This is a genomic window from Lentibacillus halophilus (assembly GCF_039522485.1).
In the GTDB taxonomy this organism is placed as follows: Bacteria; Bacillota; Bacilli; order Bacillales; family Amphibacillaceae; genus Lentibacillus; species Lentibacillus halophilus.
On sequence record NZ_BAAADM010000005.1, the window covers coordinates 52,721 to 71,892 of the forward strand.

At 43.8% G+C, this 19,172-nt stretch carries 16 protein-coding genes; 1 reads left to right on the forward strand and 15 read right to left on the reverse strand.

Annotation, left to right across the window (positions count from 1 at the left end; all coding sequences use genetic code 11):
* Window positions 1-75 precede the first annotated feature (75 nt).
* The 8 genes from coaE to citZ all read right to left on the reverse strand — a co-directional run bounded on the left by coaE (window position 76) and on the right by citZ (window position 10,499).
* Entirely contained in the window at window positions 76-675 is a 600-nt protein-coding gene (gene coaE / locus ABDZ72_RS01115; RefSeq protein ID WP_343750606.1) for a dephospho-CoA kinase, read from the reverse strand.
* A gap of 11 nt (window positions 676-686) precedes the next feature.
* Window positions 687-1,517 carry a DNA-formamidopyrimidine glycosylase gene (gene mutM / locus ABDZ72_RS01120; RefSeq protein ID WP_343750607.1) on the reverse strand — a complete coding sequence of 277 codons (831 nt, stop codon included), beginning with the start codon at window positions 1,515-1,517 and terminating at the stop codon, window positions 687-689.
* A gap of 12 nt (window positions 1,518-1,529) precedes the next feature.
* Window positions 1,530-4,172, reverse strand: a complete 2,643-nt coding sequence (polA, locus tag ABDZ72_RS01125) for a DNA polymerase I (RefSeq protein WP_343750608.1) — start codon at window positions 4,170-4,172, stop codon at window positions 1,530-1,532.
* 543 nt (window positions 4,173-4,715) lie between these two features.
* Window positions 4,716-6,086, reverse strand: a complete 1,371-nt coding sequence (pnpS, locus tag ABDZ72_RS01130; RefSeq protein ID WP_343750609.1) for a two-component system histidine kinase PnpS — start codon at window positions 6,084-6,086, stop codon at window positions 4,716-4,718.
* Window positions 6,086-6,778 carry a response regulator gene (locus tag ABDZ72_RS01135; protein ID WP_343750610.1) on the reverse strand — a complete coding sequence of 231 codons (693 nt, stop codon included), beginning with the start codon at window positions 6,776-6,778 and terminating at the stop codon, window positions 6,086-6,088. Before ABDZ72_RS01135 ends, pnpS begins: the two co-directional genes overlap by 1 nt.
* Window positions 6,779-6,956: 178 nt before the next feature.
* Window positions 6,957-7,898: a malate dehydrogenase gene (gene mdh, locus ABDZ72_RS01140; protein WP_343750611.1), complete on the reverse strand. Its 942-nt coding sequence runs from the start codon at window positions 7,896-7,898 to the stop codon at window positions 6,957-6,959.
* A gap of 56 nt (window positions 7,899-7,954) precedes the next feature.
* Window positions 7,955-9,262 carry an NADP-dependent isocitrate dehydrogenase gene (icd, locus tag ABDZ72_RS01145; protein ID WP_343750612.1) on the reverse strand — a complete coding sequence of 436 codons (1,308 nt, stop codon included), beginning with the start codon at window positions 9,260-9,262 and terminating at the stop codon, window positions 7,955-7,957.
* 121 nt (window positions 9,263-9,383) lie between these two features.
* On the reverse strand, window positions 9,384-10,499 hold the full coding sequence (gene citZ / locus ABDZ72_RS01150) for a citrate synthase (RefSeq protein WP_343750613.1): 1,116 nt from the start codon (window positions 10,497-10,499) through the stop codon (window positions 9,384-9,386).
* A 276-nt stretch (window positions 10,500-10,775) separates the two neighbouring features.
* On the opposite strand from citZ, the gene ytvI reads away from it, so the two are divergent.
* Complete coding sequence (ytvI, locus tag ABDZ72_RS01155) at window positions 10,776-11,885, forward strand: sporulation integral membrane protein YtvI (protein ID WP_343750614.1); 1,110 nt, start codon at window positions 10,776-10,778, stop codon at window positions 11,883-11,885.
* A 7-nt stretch (window positions 11,886-11,892) separates the two neighbouring features.
* Here ytvI and ABDZ72_RS01160 read toward each other — a convergent pair whose 3' ends face one another.
* From ABDZ72_RS01160 to ystJ, 7 genes are all read right to left on the reverse strand, one after another.
* Window positions 11,893-12,282, reverse strand: coding sequence for an FxsA family protein (locus tag ABDZ72_RS01160; protein ID WP_343750615.1), 390 nt, complete (start codon window positions 12,280-12,282; stop codon window positions 11,893-11,895).
* A 109-nt stretch (window positions 12,283-12,391) separates the two neighbouring features.
* Complete coding sequence (gene pyk / locus ABDZ72_RS01165; protein WP_343750616.1) at window positions 12,392-14,152, reverse strand: pyruvate kinase; 1,761 nt, start codon at window positions 14,150-14,152, stop codon at window positions 12,392-12,394.
* Window positions 14,153-14,164: 12 nt separating this feature from the next.
* Window positions 14,165-15,124 (reverse strand): 6-phosphofructokinase, encoded by a 960-nt coding sequence (gene pfkA, locus ABDZ72_RS01170; protein WP_343750617.1) that lies wholly within the window; start codon window positions 15,122-15,124, stop codon window positions 14,165-14,167.
* A gap of 166 nt (window positions 15,125-15,290) precedes the next feature.
* Complete coding sequence (accA, locus tag ABDZ72_RS01175; RefSeq protein WP_343750618.1) at window positions 15,291-16,247, reverse strand: acetyl-CoA carboxylase carboxyl transferase subunit alpha; 957 nt, start codon at window positions 16,245-16,247, stop codon at window positions 15,291-15,293.
* Window positions 16,244-17,104, reverse strand: a complete 861-nt coding sequence (gene accD / locus ABDZ72_RS01180; protein WP_343750619.1) for an acetyl-CoA carboxylase, carboxyltransferase subunit beta — start codon at window positions 17,102-17,104, stop codon at window positions 16,244-16,246. The genes accA and accD overlap by 4 nt, the downstream gene beginning before the upstream one ends.
* Window positions 17,105-17,183: 79 nt before the next feature.
* Complete coding sequence (locus ABDZ72_RS01185) at window positions 17,184-17,801, reverse strand: FadR/GntR family transcriptional regulator (RefSeq protein WP_343750692.1); 618 nt, start codon at window positions 17,799-17,801, stop codon at window positions 17,184-17,186.
* Window positions 17,802-17,901: 100 nt separating this feature from the next.
* Complete coding sequence (ystJ, locus tag ABDZ72_RS01190; RefSeq protein WP_343750693.1) at window positions 17,902-19,110, reverse strand: NADP-dependent malic enzyme; 1,209 nt, start codon at window positions 19,108-19,110, stop codon at window positions 17,902-17,904.
* Window positions 19,111-19,172: the final 62 nt, after the last annotated feature.

The following is a 19,172-nucleotide window of genomic DNA, read 5'->3' on the forward strand; positions in this document are numbered from 1 at the left end:
TCAGTGCTTTATATTAAATAGTATAACATAATTAAGGGTGAATGTGACAACTTTTTTCGAATTCATTTACATGGATTATATGATTTCCCATGATTGAAGCAATGCTTCCATCTGCTCGAAGGATGCTTGTTTCGTTTTGTTATTATCAATAACAGCATCGGCCAACGCTGCTTTTTCGCTGACCGGCATTTGGGAATGTATTCGCTGATACGCCTCTTTTTCAGAATAACCGTCACGTTCCATAAGACGGTTTAATTGTACGTGCTCATCAACATAGACAACAACGGTCTTATCCACATAATGAGTCAATTTGCTTTCAAACAACAATGGGATATCCAAAACAACACATGTTGCCCCCGATGCGATTTCAACATCTCTTTTTTCAAGCATTTTTTCTCGTACAGCGGGATGCACCATACGATTTAACTGTTGGCGTTTTTCTTCATCAGCAAAAACAATCGCGCCTAATTCGTCGCGGTTAATGGTTTGGTCTTTCCGGAGAATTCTCTCCCCGAATGTTTCCACAATCTGATCATACGCTTTTTCTCCAGGCATCACAACATCTCTGGATAATTTATCTGCATCAATAACTGGAATACCGAAATCGTCAAACATTAACGAAACAGTGCTCTTGCCACTGGCAATACTACCGGTAAGTCCGACTGTCAACGTCATTTGTAAGCCCCTCATTTCATTTTTTGGCAGGAAACACAAACGTGTGTCCCGCGGTCACCGATTTTCATTTTGACGATTGCCCTGCCGCACATTTTGCAAGGGTCACCATCCCGGCCATATACAAACAAACGCTGTTGAAACATTCCTATATCCCCCTGTGAATTAACATAGGAGCGAATAGTCGTTCCACCTTGATCAACAGCCTCCCGCAATGTTGCTATAGACGCTTCCCAGATGGCTTTTGATTCCTTTTTCTTTAGTTTGTTCGCTTTATGCAACGGGTGGATATTGGCTTTAAACAATGTTTCATCAACATAAATATTGCCGAGACCGGCAACAACCGTTTGATCCAACAATACCGTTTTTACAACTCTTTCCGTTTTTTTCAGCCGCTGATACAGATATTCCGGTGTGAATGTTGCATCGAACGGATCCGGCCCCAATTGGTTCAGCGGCTTATGGCCCCATTCATCCCCTTTAGCAAATAGATGCATCGTTCCAAATTTGCGCACGTCGTTATAACGCAGCTCCTCCCCATTGTTAAACGCAAAAATGACATGGGTATGCTTGGGAACCGGTTTATGTGCAGGGTGAACACCGAATTTGCCTTCCATCCGCAAATGGGAGACTAGCACCACATCGTCCAGCTGAAATAGAAGAAATTTACCTTTCCGGGTGATATCCCGGATGGTCTGCCCAATGAGCTGATACTTAAACTGATCGGTATCATCCGGACACTTAACGATATTAGACCAATGAACAGTTACGTCAGCAATCGTTTTATGAATACAAAGCTGTTTTAATGTTTCTTTGATGGTTTCAACTTCGGGCAGTTCCGGCATGTTATCTTCCCCTTATTTGGCATCAAACCAACTGTCGCCATATTCGTATTCAACTTCCAATGGTACATCCAAATCTACGGTGGATTCCATGACAGCTGGTACCATTGTCTTCAGAGAGTCAATTTCTTCTTTCGGTGCTTCAAGAATTAATTCGTCGTGCACTTGCAAAAGCATACGTGCGTGCATGTTTTCATCTTTTAATGTGTGATTCAAATCGATCATGGCTCTTTTAATAATATCGGCAGCACTTCCTTGGACAGGGGTATTCATAGCCGTCCGCTCGGCAAAAGAACGCCGGTTGAAATTCCTGCTTGTGATATCCGGCAAATAACGTCTTCGTTTCATCAACGTCGTCACATATCCTTGATGTTTGGCTTGTTGAACAATATCATCCATATATCGTTTAACATCCGGATAACTTTCAAAATAACGATCAATGAACTGCTTCGCTTCTTTGCGTGTAATCCCAAGACTTTGGGATAAACCGAAATCACTAATGCCATATACAATCCCGAAGTTGACTGCCTTAGCCTGACGACGCATATTGTCTGTTACATTATCTTTATCAACGTGAAACACGTCCATGGCCGTCCTGGTGTGGATATCCAAGTTATTCCTGAATGCCTCTACCAATTTACTGTCGTTTGCTATATGCGCTAGAACACGCAGTTCGATTTGCGAATAGTCTGCTGCAAACATGATCCAGTCCGTTTGGGAAGGAATAAACGCCTGACGTATTTTGCGTCCTTCCTCCAGCCGGATGGGAATGTTTTGCAAATTGGGATCAATCGAGCTTAACCGACCGGTCTGAGTCAGTGCCTGATTGAAACGGGTATGGATTTTTTGAGTGTTCGCATCCACCACCCGTAGCAATCCAGTCAGATAGGTAGACTGCAGCTTACTGAGCTGTCTGTACAGCAAGAGTTTCGGAATAATGTCATGCTCATGCTGCAGCTGCTCCAGAACGTCAGCGGCGGTCGAGTAGCCGGTCTTCGTCTTTTTAATGACTGGTAACCCTAACTTTTCAAACAAAATCGGACCGAGCTGTTTTGGTGAATTGAGATTGAATTCTTCACCAGCCAAATGATGAATGTCTTCTTCAAGATCCTGCAAACGCTCCTTCAGACTGTTGTCCATTTCCCGCAGGCGTTCGGTGTCGACTAACACTCCGGTATATTCCATTTCACCCAAAATAAGAGCAAGGGGCAACTCCAGTGTCTTTAATAATTCATATTGTTCATTGTCTTTCAGCTGCGTTTCCATATCCTCTTTTAACCGGAAAAGAAGGCTCGCTTTACGAACGATATGGTCGCTTAATTCAGCCTGTTCAGGTACGTTCATTTTGGCGCCTTTCCCGTACACTTCTTCGTCAAATAATACATCGGTTTCCCCCAACCGACGGGCAATGGTTGGAATATCATGATTGTTATCAGCGGGATTAAGCAAGTAAGACGTCAGCAACATATCAAAGACAATTCCCTGGATGTGAATGCCTCGGTTTAGTAAAGCAACCAACGTTTTTTTAGCATCAAAAACAATTTTCTGTTTGCTGCTGTCCTCGACCCATGTCTGAAACAAATGGGAATTCAAAGCAGTTTGTGTAGGAATAAAAAAAGCATTTGTCGCATTCACAATCCCGATGCCTTCTATCTCAGCATAATGGTAATTGTCTTCAAGCATCTCCAGTACCAGCGCCGATTTATCGCCAAGCATGTCTTCAGTAACATCATCAGCAATCACGTAAGAAATAGCGCGGAGTTCTGTTTGTTCGTCGTCTTCTTCAACCGCCTGCTCACTATTTATCCGGCTCAAAAGCGACTGGAATCCCAAGTCCTTAAAGATGGCTCGGACATCCGCCTGCGCATAGCCACTATACGCAATATCATCTATCGTCACGTCAATGGGGGAATATTGATCGATGGTGACAAGCTGTTTGCTCATAAAAGCTTCTTCTTTATAATCATCCAATTTTTCTTTTAATTTGGCACCGCTCACCTCATCCAGCCGGTCATACACGTTATCGACTGAATGAAATTGTTTCAGAAGTTTGGTGGCTGTTTTCTCACCAATACCAGGAACACCTGGGATATTGTCCGAATTATCCCCCATCAATGCCTTAAGGTCGATAAGTTGATGTGGGGTAATGTCCATTTTTTCTTTCATAAAAGCAGGGGTATACGGTTCAACGTCACTGATTCCTTTTTTGGTTAAATGAACGGTGACATGCTCCGATACAAGCTGAAGCAGATCTCTGTCTCCGGAAATGACCGTGATATCCCATCCTTTTTCCTGGGCCTGGTTTGAGAGTGTACCGATAATGTCGTCCGCTTCATATAGTTGAAGCTGATAGTGAGCTACGTGAAATGCATCCAAGACTTCTTTCAGAAGTGGAATTTGTTCCGACAGCTCCGGTGGTGTCTTTTGACGTCCTCCTTTATATTCCTTATAGGTTTCATGACGAAATGTGGTTTTTCCAGCATCGAAAGCGACAAGCAAGTGAGTCGGCTGTTCGTCCTCCAATATTTTTAGAAGCATATTCGTAAAACCATACACGGCATTGGTATAGACACCTTTTTCGTTATTTAACAGCGGCAGTGCAAAAAATGCCCGGTAAATCACACTGTTGCCATCAATCAATACAAGTTTGTTCGACATACGTCAAATCCTCCGATCCGTGTCTGCCTGGTAAATATAGTTTATCATTATCCATGCCTGATTCAAAAGATTATCTCCCGGTTTTCAGACCAGTAAAAGAAATCATTTACAAAAAACAGAAACGAGGCTGGGACAAAAAACGTTTAGTCAAATAAAAATCCGAACTATGATTCGAAAAAACCTGAATCAGTTCGGATTTTTCGTTTAGCGTAGGAAAAACACGGAGATTCCTGCGGGATGAAAAGCCTAGATAAGACCCCGCAGTGCGATAAGCACAAAGCAAAGCTTCCATGAGTAGGCTTCGACCTGCGAGGAGCGTAGGCTTCGACGAATAAGCTTGCAACGCGACGAGCACGAGGAGGCTTATCAGCGCCCGCGGCAAAGAAGACACTGTGAAAGCGACCAAAGAAAGCTTGAACAGATGTCGCGCTTGTGCCTGGTAAGGTGAAAGCGCAGTGTTTTTCCGGAGCGATGGCCACACCTTAAATATATCGTTCGTATTTAGAAGCAATTTGTTCAGTCTTGTCCCAGCCCCGCTTTGTTTTATTTGGGCAAGTAAACATGAAACGTTGACCCGTTATCCGGTTCACTTTCAACGGATATATGGCCATCATGAACTTCCACAATATGTTTTACAATAGCCAAACCGAGTCCCGTTCCACCTGTATTCCGGCTGCGGGCCTTATCCACTCGATAAAATCGTTCAAAAATTCTCGGGATTACTGCCTGGTCAATGCCAATGCCATTATCGGACACGGACACATGAACATATTCCGTTTCATCAAACACGGTTAGTATCACCTCGCCATTTTCTGGTGAATAATTGATAGCATTGGTCAGTAAGTTGATAACCACCTGTTTGATTCGCTCCCTATCGCCTTGCAACGTAATCCCTTCCTGAACATTCATCTCCATGTTAATCCCTTTTTGTTCAGCACGATGTTGAATAATTGGAATAATCTCTCCTGTCAATTTATCCATATGCACCGTTGTTTTGGCAAGTTTGAAATTATCTTTTTCCAATTCGGATAACGTCAGCAGGTCTTCAATTAACCCTTGCAGACGATAGCTTTCGTCATAGATGATGGTTAGAAAACTATGCAGTGTTTTTTTATCATTCATCGCCCCATTCAGCAATGTTTCGGCAAATCCTGTAATGGAGGTGATCGGTGTCTTCAGTTCATGCGATACGTTGGCTACAAAATCTTTTCGCATCAATTCAAGTTTCTTCAGATGGGTGATGTCATAAAGCAGCAACACGGCGCCTTTCAGCATATTCCGTTCATTAAAAATGGGCGCACCAATGATCTCAATATACCTTTTATCGACGTCAATGACTTGTGTAAACGATTCAATAATATTTCTTTCATACAGAAACGTTTGTTGAACAGTTTCATGAATCGTTTCATTTTCCAGCACATCATAGTATAAAAAACTGCGGTAATCCCCGGATTCGCCACCGAACATAGATAGAAATTTCCGATTCACCAAATGGATATACCCTTTTCCATCCAGTAAAACAAGTCCGCTCTGTGTGTTATCAATTACCGTGGACAATTGCTCTTCCTTCATTTGTTCTTGCATCCGAAATTCACTTAAATTCCGTGCCAGTTCATTTAATTTGTTATTTAATTCACCAATATTACCGCTTTCTGTATGTTGAATACGGGTTCGATAATTTCCTTTAAGGAATTCATTCACAGCTTTTGTAGTTTTTTTGATGGGTTTCATATATTTTTCATAAACGTGTAGCATGATTATAAGCAAGCCTACGTATTCCACAATCAAAATTGATCCGAGAATAATATACTCGTTTGTCAGTAGGCTGATGATCGCACCTGTTGCAATCAATAGTATAAAAATACTCGCATGATAGGCGGCCAATGGTTTTGTGAATAATGGACGCAATCGCATTATGTTGGTTCCTCCAATTTATACCCCAGTCCCCTTATGGTTTTAATATAGATTGGTTTTCTGGTATTCGGTTCAATTTTTTCCCGCAAACGGCTGATATGGACATCAACGATACGGGTATCACCTGCGAAATCATAATTCCAGACTGCACGTAAAAGCTGCTCACGTGATAAGACATTTCCTTTATGTAATACAAGATAATGTAATAACTCAAACTCCTTTTTGGTAAACGTTAGAAGTTTTCCATTCATTTCCGCTTCATACCGATTTGGAAAAATAACAAGACTGCCTATGTTCAATGAAGCGCCGGAAATTTTGTCAGTCTTTTCAGTCCGTCTTAATATCGCTTTCGTCCGTGCAGTGACTTCTTTCACACTGAAAGGCTTGGTCAAATAATCATCTGCGCCAAGCTCTAAACCGAGAACTTTATCAAATTCATCATCTTTGGCCGTCAACATCAGAATCGGTGTGTCAATCTGTTTGTAACGCAAATGTCTGCATACTTCCCTCCCGTCCATTTCCGGAAGCATCAGATCAAGTATGATTAAATGATAGGTTTCTTTTTCTGTTTTTCGGACTGCTTCTTTTCCGTCATATGCCGTATCCGTTTCAAATCCTGACTGTTCCAGGTTGAATGTCAAAAGCGTGACAATGGATGATTCATCATCAACAACCAAAATCCGTTTTTTCATGACACATTCTCCGTTCCCCATCAGCTTAGTTGTTTTCATCTTACAATGAACAGGAAATGATGTGAATAGATCGTAACAGAAAAGCCATGGTTATGCTAGTGATGAATGGTTGCATTCGGTATATAGAAAAAGCTTCTCTCTACTTTGAAGAAGGTAGGAGAAGCTTTTCCTATTATTGTCATGAACGAAGCACATCAAGTACATTTTTTACGGTTTCGGCTGACCGGTCCAACGCTGCTGTTTCATCATCGGTCAGATCCAATTCAATGATATCTTCCAGACCATTCCCGCCAATAACTGTTGGCACACCGAGATAAATGTCACGATAACCATACTCCCCTTCGAGATAGGCAATGGATGGAAGGACGCGCCGCTGATCTTTCAAAATGGCTTCAGCCATAACGGTGAGGGAAGCGGCCGGTGCGTAATAAGCACTGCTATTGCCCAATAGACCGACGATTTCTCCGCCACCTTTGCGTGTGCGCTCAACAATGGCATCAAGGCGGTCTTGAGAAATCAGCTTGTCGAGCGGAATACCGCCTGCATGGGAATAGCGAATCAATGGAACCATGTCATCGCCATGACCGCCAAGGACAAAACCAGAGATGTCTTTTACGGACAGGTTTAATTCCTCTGCAATAAACGTGCGGAACCGCGCTGTATCCAATATGCCGGATTGACCGATCACCCGTTCTTTCGGAAGTCCGGATTCTTTAAATACCGTATAAGTCATAGCATCCACCGGGTTAGTCAAAACAATAATAGTCGTCTCCGGTGAATGAGCAACAATGTCCTGCGTGACGGATTTCATGATTTTGGCATTTGTGTTAACCAAGTCGTCACGACTCATTCCGGGTTTTCGCGCGATACCGGCTGTAATGATAACCAGATCGGAACCTGCTGTATCTTTATAATCCGCCGTTCCGATAATGTTGGCATCAAATCCTTGAACAGGACTTGCTTCTTTCATATCCAGCGCTTTTCCCTTTGTTGGGTCTTCCTTATCCGGAATATCCACTAATACAACATCACCAAATTCTTTTTGTGCCATCATCAGGGCAGTGGTGGCGCCAGTGGATCCAGAACCGATGACAGTTATTTTCTTGCGTCTAATAGACATAGTCTTTCACCTTCCAATAAGAAAATGTAGTATGCCGAGTGCTCCGGATTTGACAGTCAATTCATATTTTTGATGAGTTCATCAGCGAATCCACTTGTTTTCACTTCAGTAGCCCCATCCATCATACGTGCAAAGTCATAAGTAACCACTTTGGAAGCAATGGTCTTGTCCATCGCTTTTGAAATCAAGTTGGCTGCTTCTCTCCACTCCAGATGTTCAAGCATCAATACCGCTGACAAAATGACGGAAGATGGGTTCACTTTGTCCATGCCGGCATATTTAGGAGCTGTGCCGTGGGTTGCTTCAAAAATGGCATGACCGGTATCATAGTTGATATTCGCTCCCGGCGCAATACCTATACCGCCGACTTGTGCAGCCAGTGCATCGGAAATATAATCCCCATTTAGGTTCATCGTTGCAACAACATCAAATTCTTTTGGACGGGTCAGAATTTGCTGCAAAAAGATATCGGCAATGGCGTCTTTTACAACCAATTTGCCGGCAGCAACTGCTTCATCTTCCGCCTTGTTGGCTGCTTCTTTGCCTTCTTTTTCAACAATCCGGTCATACTCTGCCCATGTAAAGACTTTGTCACCATATTCTTGTTCGGCAACTTCATAACCCCATGATTTAAAGGATCCTTCCGTGAATTTCATAATATTGCCTTTATGTACCAAGGTGACATTTCGGCGACCTTCCTTAATGGCGTAATCAATGGCAGCACGAATCAGGCGCTTTGATCCGTCTTCGGATACCGGTTTAATACCAATGCCGGATGTTTCAGGAAAACGGATACTATCAACACCCATATCATCCTGCAGAAAACGGACTACTTTTTCTACATCTTCAGTGCCTTTTTGCCATTCGATGCCAGCGTAAATATCTTCTGTATTTTCACGGAAAATGGCCATGTCTACGTCTTCTGGATGTTTAACCGGGGATGGAACACCACTGAAATACTGTACCGGACGCAAGCATGTAAACAAATCCAATTCCTGGCGAAGCGCAACGTTCAACGAACGGATGCCACCGCCGATTGGTGTTGTGAGTGGTCCTTTAATAGCAATTTTATAGTCATCAATGGTTTGAAGGGTTTCATCCGGAAGCCATTCACCGGTTCGATCATACGATTTTTGACCGGCATAGACTTCTTTCCATTCAATCTGCTTTTCACCGTTATAAGCTTTTTCAACGGCTGCCTCAATCACGCGGCGTGCCGCTGCCCAAATATCCGGACCGGTGCCGTCACCTTCGATAAAAGGAATAACCGGGTGGTTGGGAACATTCATTTCACCGTTTTCAACAGTAATTTTTTCACCTTGTGTCATTAAGATTACCTCCTGTTTAATTTCATACACGTTCATTTTACCATAATGTCAGGTATCACGGTAAAACCTTGATATACCAAACGGATTGGCCATACAATAGCCGGGCTTTTTTGATATGGCATCAGCCCGGCGCTGTATGATTAAGTTCTCAAAGGTTTCAGCGATTTTCAATGGGAATATAGGTCTGTGTTTCTGGTCCGACATATTCAGAACGCGGACGGATCAGGCGATTATTATCGTATTGTTCCAGTATATGAGCCAGCCAGCCGGATACACGGCTTGTTGCAAAAATAGGTGTAAACAGGTCGTGATCAATACCCAAACTGTGATAAACCGATGCGGAATAGAAGTCAACATTTGCCGGCAATCCTTTTTCTTCTTTGATGTAGTCTTCGATCGAAACCGACATGTTATACCATTTCGGTTGTTCAGTAATTTTTGTTAACTCCTTCGACATTCGTTTTAAGTATTTCGCACGTGGGTCACCATTTTTATACACCCGGTGGCCCATTCCCATAATCTTTTCTTGATTGGCCATTTTCTCTTTGACGTATGGAATCGCCCTGTCTTCGTCACCAATGTCTGTGAGCATCTCCATCACACGCTCATTGGCTCCGCCGTGCAGCGGTCCCTTTAATGCCCCGATAGCCGCGGTCACACCGGAATAAATATCCGACAGTGTTGCAACACACACGCGCGCTGTAAATGTGGATGCATTCAATTCATGATCCGCATGCAATATTAACGCCTTATTGATGGCTTCTTCCTCGATGTCTTTCGGTTTCTCGCCATTCAACATATACAGGAAATTGGCCGCAAAGCTCAGATTTTCCTTTGGTTGGATGGGTTCTTTGCCTTTGCGGATGCGGGCAAAAGCCGTTACGATCGTTGCAATTTTAGCCTGCAGGCGCACCGCTTTTCGCTTATTGGACGCTTGTTCCATCACATCAGCTTCATCGTCATGCAACCCCAATATTGATACAGCAGAGCGGAGAGCAGCCATTGGATGAACTGTTGATAGATCATATGAATGTAAATGGTCAATAACCGCTTCCGGCAATGTCATGTTGATAGACAGATCATGTTTAAACTGATCGAGCTCTGACTGATTCGGGAGCCGTAAATTCCACAATAAAAAGACGACTTCTTCAAAACTTGAATTCTCAGCCAAATCATCAATCGTATAACCAGCATAGGTGAGCTGATCATTAATAATGGAACTGACGGACGACTGTGTTGCCACAATTCCTTCCAACCCTTTTGCTGTTGACATAACAAACCCTCTCCTTTTCTATGAATGGTTCATTCATCAAGTTCAAGTAACCGTGATTATTACAAAGTGATTGCCATCCCCAAGCCCAATTATAAAGTATTATACAACTAATGTGAATGAAAACTGATTAAAACCAGCAATATTTCTACATTAAGAAGAAGCTTCTTACAAAAAGTTATGTCTTTCATCATGTAATAATGCTGGATGACGTCTATTTCGCCGTTGTTTATCATATGTAAAATAGTACAAGTCTAATGGGCACTTGGAGGGGCGGTATTGTACAAAGAAAAGTTGTTTCCAGTGCTGCGCGCATGCGTTGTTATAGGTGTTTTTATAGCAGGGTACATAGTGTTGAAGCATACATTGCCTTACATATACCCTTTTTTGCTTGCTATATTGCTTTCGATAGTTCTTAATCCCATCGTCACATTTTTGGAAAATAAAGCTCGGCTGCCGCGCGCTCCGGCTGCTTTCTTTGTGATGGCAGCGATTATCGTTATGGCTGCGTTCTCGCTTTATTTTATTACGGCCGAAATGGTTCACGGAACCACTTATTTAGCTGAGCGCGTCCCGGCTTATTTTGAGCATTTGCTGATTATTATAAGTGATGTGTTCGACGACAAACTGTTTCCATTATTTGAAAAGTTTAGCTCCTTTTTCCATTCATTGAGCTCCGACCAGCAAACCACCATTTATGATCACGTCAATAAACTGATCAGCCAATGGGCGAATGACGTTGCTGTTGTATTGCGGAATGTTCTCATGCAAATCCCGGCAGTATTAGCCAAACTCCCTGGCTATGTAGCCGTTTTTCTGTTTATTGTCATGGCTGCTTTTTTCATGACAAGCGATTGGTATGCTTTGACCCACACCTGGAATAAAAAGGTTCCGGCAACCGTCCGTACCATCTGCAGCACTATCTGGGTTCAATTGAGACGAGCTGTATGCGGATTTATCAAAGCTCAAATAGTACTGCTTACGATAACAGCAGCGACAATCTATATAGGGCTTTCGGCAGCCGGTATCAATCATGCCCTGACCATCGCGCTGCTTGCGACAGGTTTGGATATACTGCCATTTATTGGTACAGGCATTGTTTTCATCCCATGGATCATTTACGTATTTATGACAGGCGATCATTCCATAACAATTAAGCTGGTGATCCTGTATGCGATCGTCGTTGTACAACGAGAACTGCTTGAGCCAAAATTGTTATCGAACTACGTGGGACTCAGCCCCCTGGCGACACTGACGGCAATGTTTGCCGGTTTTCAATTATGGGGTGCAGGCGGACTGCTGGCAGGACCATTCATAGCTGTTGTCGGTAAAGTTCTCTATCAAGCAGGCGCTTTCCACTGGTTGGCCCATTTCATAAAAGGGGCTTGATCCATGTCTACCATCGACGGTATATAATGTTACTGTTATTCATCATGTGCCGTAATAGGTGCTGGACCATACGTTTGAAAGGACGTCTTGTAATTGGGATCACGAGCATAAAGCCGACCGCATCAGTTATGAATCCCGGGGAGAACAGAAATACACCGCCAATAAAGATGCAGATGCCATCAATTAAAGCATCGGCAGGCACCTGCCCGCTATTCATGGATCGTTGAGCCCTCTGCCACGTCTCAGTTCCCTGTTTTTTAGCAAGGGAAACACCGGCAACCCCGGTTAAAATAATTAATGCGACAACCCACCAGGGACCGATGATGTTGCCCGCCCAAATAAAAACACCTATTTCCAAAGCGGGTATAATCAGTAAAGCTAATAACAGCCAACGCACGCTATCACCCTTTTAGTTTTTTCGGCTTTCATAACATTTATGATAAAAAGTAAACGGTTCCCCCGTTATGAAACATCGTGACGCCAATGGCTCAGTCGGAATTGGCATTCTATAATACACTGGCATGTCCTCGGTAAATATCACCTTTTGCACCATCAATGGTGATGTCCATTCCGTCTTCCATATGAGTGAACACGTCCTTCACCCCAACAACAACAGGAATTCCGAGACTTAAACCGACGACCGCTGCATGAGACGTCAATCCACCTTCTTCGGTAACGATACCGGCTGCTTTTTTAACGGACTCCATCATATCACGATCTGTTCCATACGTCACAAGAATATCATTTTCTTCGACCTTTGCGAGCGCATCTTCAGCATTCCGGGCAGTAACCGCTCTGCCATATGCACTTCCGCGGCCTATTCCTTGACCTTTAGCCATTACATCTCCTATGACATGAACTTTCATCAAATTGGTTGTGCCGCTTTCGCCGACTGGAACACCTGCTGTAATAATCACCCTGCTTCCTCGTTCAAACAAGTCAGTGCTCAAACTTTGGTCAATGGATATGTCCAGCATTTCATCGGTTGAACGCGCTTTGTTGCCCATTATAGCATGCACACCCCAGACCAACCCCAATTGCCTGTTGACTACTTCGGAAAATGTAACAGCTACTATTGGTACCTTCGGGCGATATTTGGAAATCATTCTGGCGGTATGTCCGCTTTCTGTTGGTGTAATGATGGCACTAACAGATAAATTCATCGCCGTATGAGTTACTGATTGACTGATGGCATCGGTGATTGTCATATGGGAAGACTTGGATCGGTTGCTCAGTATCAATGTGTGATCCAGAGCCGTCTCGGTTTTCCTCGCGATAGCATTCATCGTTTGAACCGATTCAATTGGATAATCTCCCGCAGCTGTTTCGCCGGAGAGCATGATTGCATCCGTTCCGTCAAAAATAGCATTTGCTACATCCGAGGCCTCCGCTCTTGTCGGGCGTGGATTTCGCTCCATGGAATCAAGCATCTGAGTGGCAATGATAACCGGCTTACCAACTGTATTGCATTGTGCAATCAGTTCTTTTTGTACAAGCGGTACATCCTGTGCGGGGGTCTCCACGCCAAGGTCGCCGCGGGCCACCATCAGACCGTCACTGACTTCCAAAATGGATTCAATATTGTCAATACCTTCCTGATTTTCGATTTTAGGAATGACATTTAGATGAGTGGCATCGTATGCTTCAAGCAATTCCTGGATTTCCAGTATATCGGACGGGCGCCTAACGAAGGATGCTGCGATAAAATCCACACCCTGCTCGATGCCAAATTTAATATCTGCCGCATCTTTATCAGTGATTCCGGGCAAATTGATTCTAACATTCGGCACATTGACACCTTTTTTATTTTTTATAGTACCTTCATTCAAGGCTTTAGTTTTCAGTTCCCGTCTTTCATGGTCAATTTCCAGCACTTCCAGTTCAATCAATCCATCATCCAGTAAAATTTTCGATCCCGGATGGACATCATCAATGAGTCCACTGTACGTGATGGAAAATCGTTCGGCGGTTCCTTCGATGTCATCCATGGTCACATAAACAATGCTATCCTTCAGAATGTCGGCTTCTCCGTTAATAAACGAGCCCGTCCTTATCTCCGGCCCTTTTGTATCCAAAAGAATGGCAACTGTTTTTCCTGTTTTGGCTGCTGCCTCCCGGATTTGGTTAATCCGCATTTTATGCTCGTCATAATTCCCATGGGAAAAATTCAGCCTCGCTACGTTCATTCCCGCATCTATCAATTGTGTCAACGTCTCAACAGATTCCGATGATGGTCCGATGGTACACACAATTTTTGTTTTTCGCATTTTCCAGCCTCCTTAAATCGACAGCTCTTTTGATAATTGGTACATGCTGAAATCAATGGTGTGTTTTTGTGCCAATACATCCGCGAACGTATGGGCAACCAGCCTATTGTTTTGAATACCTGCCATCTTCCCGGCTTCACCGTTTAAAAGCAACTCGATGGATTGTGCTCCAAGCCGGCTGGCAAGCACCCTATCCGAGGCTGTCGGGGAGCCGCCACGTTGAATATGGCCGAGAACGGTAACACGCGTTTCCAAATCAGCCTGTTCTTTTATTTTATCGGCATAGCCAAACGCACTTCCAACACCTTCAGCAAGGATAATAATGCTATGTTTTTTCCCGCGGTTTTGTCCGCGATTGAGACGATCGACAATTTCTTGGAGTTCATCTTGTTTTTCCGGTATCAAAATGCTCTCGGCCCCATCAGCAAGACCAGCCCATAGTGCCAAGTCACCAGCGTTTCTGCCCATCACTTCAATGATGAATGATCGTTCATGTGACGATGCTGTATCGCGAATTTTGTCAATGGCGTCAATAACGGTGTTTAACGCTGTATCAAAGCCAATCGTGAAGTCCGTACCAGCAATATCGTTGTCAATCGTTCCGGGAATTCCAATGCATGGATATCCCTTTTTTGTCAGTTTTTCCGCACCGCGAAAACTACCGTCCCCACCAATGATAATCAATCCTTCAAGGCCATATTTCTCCATTTGTTCCATCCCTTTTTGCTGCCCTTCATCGTGTTTGAAATCCTCACTTCTGGCTGAGTGGAGGATGGTGCCACCGCGCTGAATAATGTCGCCAACAGAACCAATATCCATCTTCTCTATATAACCATCAATAAGACCCTGGAAGCCATTTTTCACACCATAAACGTCAATGCCATGATAGATAGCTTTACGCACAACAGCACGAATGGCCGCGTTCATGCCAGGTGCATCTCCACCGCTTGTCAAAATGCCAACTTTCCTCATTGTTTCACCTCATACTTAAACACTGTTATCTCCCTACAAGATATATGTAAATCGAAAAAATATCAATCATTTCAGTTGCCGGATCCATACTGATGGGGATGATAAAGTGAAAGAGGCTGACGTTTGTCAACCTCTTTTATCACTGCATCTATAAACATACAGAATATTACATTTCCTGGTATTCACCGATTTGCTTATATTTTTCCCATCGCATTTCAAGCAATTCATCAACAGGCTTAGCTATCAATTCATCAAGGGATTTTGCCAATACAGCATCCACATTTTGTGCTTGCTGATACGTGTCCTGATGAGCACCACCTCTTGGCTCGCTAATAATTTCATCAACAATATCTAATTCCTTCAGATCATAGGCGGTGATTTTCATCGTTTCAGCAGCTTTCCTGGCCAAAGTCGAATCTTTCCATAACAATGCTGCAGCTCCTTCCGGTGAAATAACGGAATAGGTGGAATTCTCAAGCATATGAATATGGTCCCCGATACCCAATCCCAATGCACCACCGCTTCCACCTTCACCAATGACGATGCAAATGATGGGCACTGAAAGTCCGGCCATCTCCACGAGGTTATGGGCAATAGCTTCACTTTGACCTCGTTCTTCAGCAGCCTTGCCTGGATAAGCCCCTTTCGTATCAATGAAACAGACGATGGGACGATTGAACTTTTCCGCCTGGTGCATATGTCTCAGTGCTTTCCGGTAGCCTTCCGGATGCGGCATGCCAAAGTTTCGTCGAATATTTTCCTTCGTCTCTTTCCCACGTTGATGGCCAATAACGGTCACTGGTCGATCATGATAAAAAGCAATACCAGCAACGATGGCTTCATCATCTCCAAACGAGCGATCACCGTGGAATTCAATGAAATTCGTGAACAATGCTTCGATATAATCCATTGTTGTCGGACGTTTTTGGTGACGTGCCATTTGCACTCGATGCCATGGTTGCAGATTGCCGTAAATATCGTTCTCCAATTTTTCCAGCCGTTTTTCCAGTGTTGCTATTTCCGTTTCCAGATCAATATTGCTGTCGTTTGTAAACGATTTTAACTCAGCAATTTTCTCTTTTAAATCGACAATCGGCTTTTCAAAATCAAGCACTTGATTCATGCATTCTCCCTCCCTTGTGCATGCATGGAAAGAAGAACGGTCAGGAGGTTCTTCAGATCATGACGGTGTACCACTTTATCAAGCTGACCGTGCTTTAGAAGAAATTCCGATGTCTGAAAATCTTCCGGCAGTTTTTCACGGATGGTTTGTTCAATCACCCTTCGGCCAGCAAAGCCGATCATGGCCCCAGGCTCAGCCAGATTGTAGTCACCGATGGATGCAAAACTCGCGGTAACCCCGCCAGTCGTCGGATGCGTCATAACAGAGATCATTAAACCACCGGCTTCAGAAAACCGTTTCACTGCAACGGATGTTTTGGCCATTTGCATGAGACTGAGCACACCTTCCTGCATCCTGGCACCGCCGGAAGCAGTAAAAATGATAAATGGCAATGATTCATTTTTGGCATTCTCGATAGCACGGGTGATTTTTTCACCAACGACCGATCCCATGCTTCCCATACGAAAACTGGAATCCATTACACTGAAAGCAGTTTCCTGTCCATTCATCACACCTTTGCCGGTGACAACACCTTCCTGGAGACCGGTTTTTTGGCGATCTTTGTCCACTTTTTCCTCGTATCCGGGAAATTCAAGCGGGTTAGTCGTCGTTAGATCTCTATCCCATTCCTCCAACGTCTCCTCATCAAATAAACTGCCTATCCGATCCCATGCTCTCAACGGATGGTGATAGTCACAGTTCGGACAGACGTTCATATTCTTATTCATTTCTTTTCGATAGTATATTTTATTGCAATGATGACATTTTTTCATTAAACCTTCGGGAATATCAATTTTACTATCTTCATTGGGAATGGTAGCATATTTTCTTTTTTTGCTGAAAAAATCCTTTAGCAAGGGAATTCCTCCTTTTCCTAACAAACCCGGACCGTTACTGTCTGCTTTAAACAGTCGGACACACCAATCATCGAAGACATCAATTATTTTTCACCGGCAAATCGTGAAACAATTCCTCGATGGAAGCGTAGTGGTTGCCCTGATAAAGATCGATGAGTCGCAAATAAAAGGACTCATCGTATGATAGGCTGGAAATGGTATACGAAAATTCATCCATGAGCTGCCACACTTTGGCAAGCAGCAAATTTTCTGTCTTATAAAATAAGTATTGAAAGAAGGCGACATGTTTGGCATTTTCGTTGAGTGATTGATCCCAGACGATGTCAATCAATTGACCGATATCTTCACCCTGCATATCATCATAGGCAATCTTTGCAGCTTCTTTTTCAATGATTCTTTTTGCAATTAAGAGATCATTTTTTGTGCTATTTCTTTGCAAAATAAATGAGGAAAGCACCTCTACCGTATGGTACGGCCGATATGTGCTTAAAAAAGTGCCTTCCCCATGTCTGGTTTCAATCAATCCCAAAAGCTCCATTGCACGCAATGCTTCGCGGATGGATGACCGTCCCGCCTGCAGCTGCTCAGAGAGCACACGTTCCGATGGAAGTTTATCCCCTGGCTGCAGATGATTCGCTTCAATATAGTTCCGAAGCTCCTGTAAAATACCATGGTATACTTTTTGTTTTGGTAGCATGGACACAGCCGGAGTCACCCCTTTTATAGGTTATACGGTGTACAGATGGCCGGATCGGCGAGACAAACTCGCTCAGCCGGCACATGGGTAGTATTGTACATCAGTCCTCATCAATCCGTGTCAATCGTCTTGTTTTCTCGGCCACCTTTTCCGGATCGGTATCCATTCGGGCCACACCGGATTCCATCGCTGCCTTGGCGACATGGGATGCAACTAGCGGCGCCACTCTCGGATCGAACGGAGCAGGAATAACATAGTCGTCACGCAGCTCGTCATCTGCAATCAAGGATGCGATCGCTTCGGCCGCGGCTATTTTCATCTCTTCATTAATCCTGGTGGCCCGGACATCGAGAGCCCCCCGGAAAATACCAGGAAATGCCAGAACGTTATTGACTTGGTTCGGAAAGTCCGAGCGCCCGGTACCGATCACTTTCACATTGGCCTCTTTGGCATCTTCCGGCATAATTTCCGGATCTGGATTGGCCATCGCAAAAATAATTGGGTCATCTGTCATTTTTTCAATCATTTCCTTGCTTAACAGGCCGCCGACAGAGACACCGATGAAAACGTCCGCGTCTTCCAGCATATCTTCCAGGCCGCCTTCTTTTTTATCTTTGTTGGTCATTTTGGCGACTTCCTCTTTGACGTCATTCATACCATACGACCGGCCTTCAAAGATTGCCCCTTTTGAATCACACATAATCATATCGCGGACACCAACATGATACAATAATTGAATAATGGCAATACCTGCTGCGCCCGCACCATTGGCTACGACTTTAATATCCGAAAATGCCTTGCCGCTCAATTTCAACGCATTGATCAATCCGGCAACGGTTACGATAGCAGTGCCGTGCTGATCATCGTGAAAAATCGGGATACTGGTTTCCTTTTTTAGACGCTCTTCAATGACAAAACAGTCTGGAGCAGCAATATCCTCCAGATTAATCCCACCAAACGTTGGTTCCATCATCTTCACCGTCTGTACAATTCCATCTATATCGTAGGAATCCAGACAAATTGGAAAAGAATCAATGCCCGAGAAACTTTTGAATAATACTGATTTTCCTTCCATCACAGGCAACGAAGCTTCCGCTCCAATATTGCCGAGTCCCAACACCGCTGAACCATTACTGACGACGCCCACCATGTTCCCCTTCATCGTGTAGTCGTAAACGGTTTCTTTATTATCATAAATTTCTTTACAGGGCTCGGCCACACCCGGTGAATAGGCAAGACTCAAATCCTTGGCATTCCGCACTTTCACTTTTGACTCTGTGGAAAGCTTCCCCCTGTTCACTTTATGCATATGCAACGCTTCATCACGCAGTCTTGACAAAATAGTCACTCCCTTTTATGTATTAGATGTCT

What these genes read in the sequence shown, in the direction of transcription:
- coaE (WP_343750606.1), bottom strand. Translation starts at nt 675, where the DNA reads ATGACGTTGACAGTCGGACTTACCGGTAGTATTGCCAGTGGCAAGAGC.
- mutM (WP_343750607.1), bottom strand. Translation starts at nt 1,517, where the DNA reads ATGCCGGAACTGCCCGAAGTTGAAACCATCAAAGAAACATTAAAACAG.
- polA (WP_343750608.1), bottom strand. Translation starts at nt 4,172, where the DNA reads ATGTCGAACAAACTTGTATTGATTGATGGCAACAGTGTGATTTACCGG.
- pnpS (WP_343750609.1), bottom strand. Translation starts at nt 6,086, where the DNA reads ATGCGATTGCGTCCATTATTCACAAAACCATTGGCCGCCTATCATGCG.
- ABDZ72_RS01135 (WP_343750610.1), bottom strand. Translation starts at nt 6,778, where the DNA reads ATGAAAAAACGGATTTTGGTTGTTGATGATGAATCATCCATTGTCACG.
- mdh (WP_343750611.1), bottom strand. Translation starts at nt 7,898, where the DNA reads ATGTCTATTAGACGCAAGAAAATAACTGTCATCGGTTCTGGATCCACT.
- icd (WP_343750612.1), bottom strand. Translation starts at nt 9,262, where the DNA reads ATGAACGTGTATGAAATTAAACAGGAGGTAATCTTAATGACACAAGGT.
- citZ (WP_343750613.1), bottom strand. Translation starts at nt 10,499, where the DNA reads ATGTCAACAGCAAAAGGGTTGGAAGGAATTGTGGCAACACAGTCGTCC.
- pyk (WP_343750616.1), bottom strand. Translation starts at nt 14,152, where the DNA reads ATGCGAAAAACAAAAATTGTGTGTACCATCGGACCATCATCGGAATCT.
- pfkA (WP_343750617.1), bottom strand. Translation starts at nt 15,124, where the DNA reads ATGAGGAAAGTTGGCATTTTGACAAGCGGTGGAGATGCACCTGGCATG.
- accA (WP_343750618.1), bottom strand. Translation starts at nt 16,247, where the DNA reads ATGAATCAAGTGCTTGATTTTGAAAAGCCGATTGTCGATTTAAAAGAG.
- ABDZ72_RS01185 (WP_343750692.1), bottom strand. Translation starts at nt 17,801, where the DNA reads ATGCTACCAAAACAAAAAGTATACCATGGTATTTTACAGGAGCTTCGG.
- ystJ (WP_343750693.1), bottom strand. Translation starts at nt 19,110, where the DNA reads ATGCATAAAGTGAACAGGGGGAAGCTTTCCACAGAGTCAAAAGTGAAA.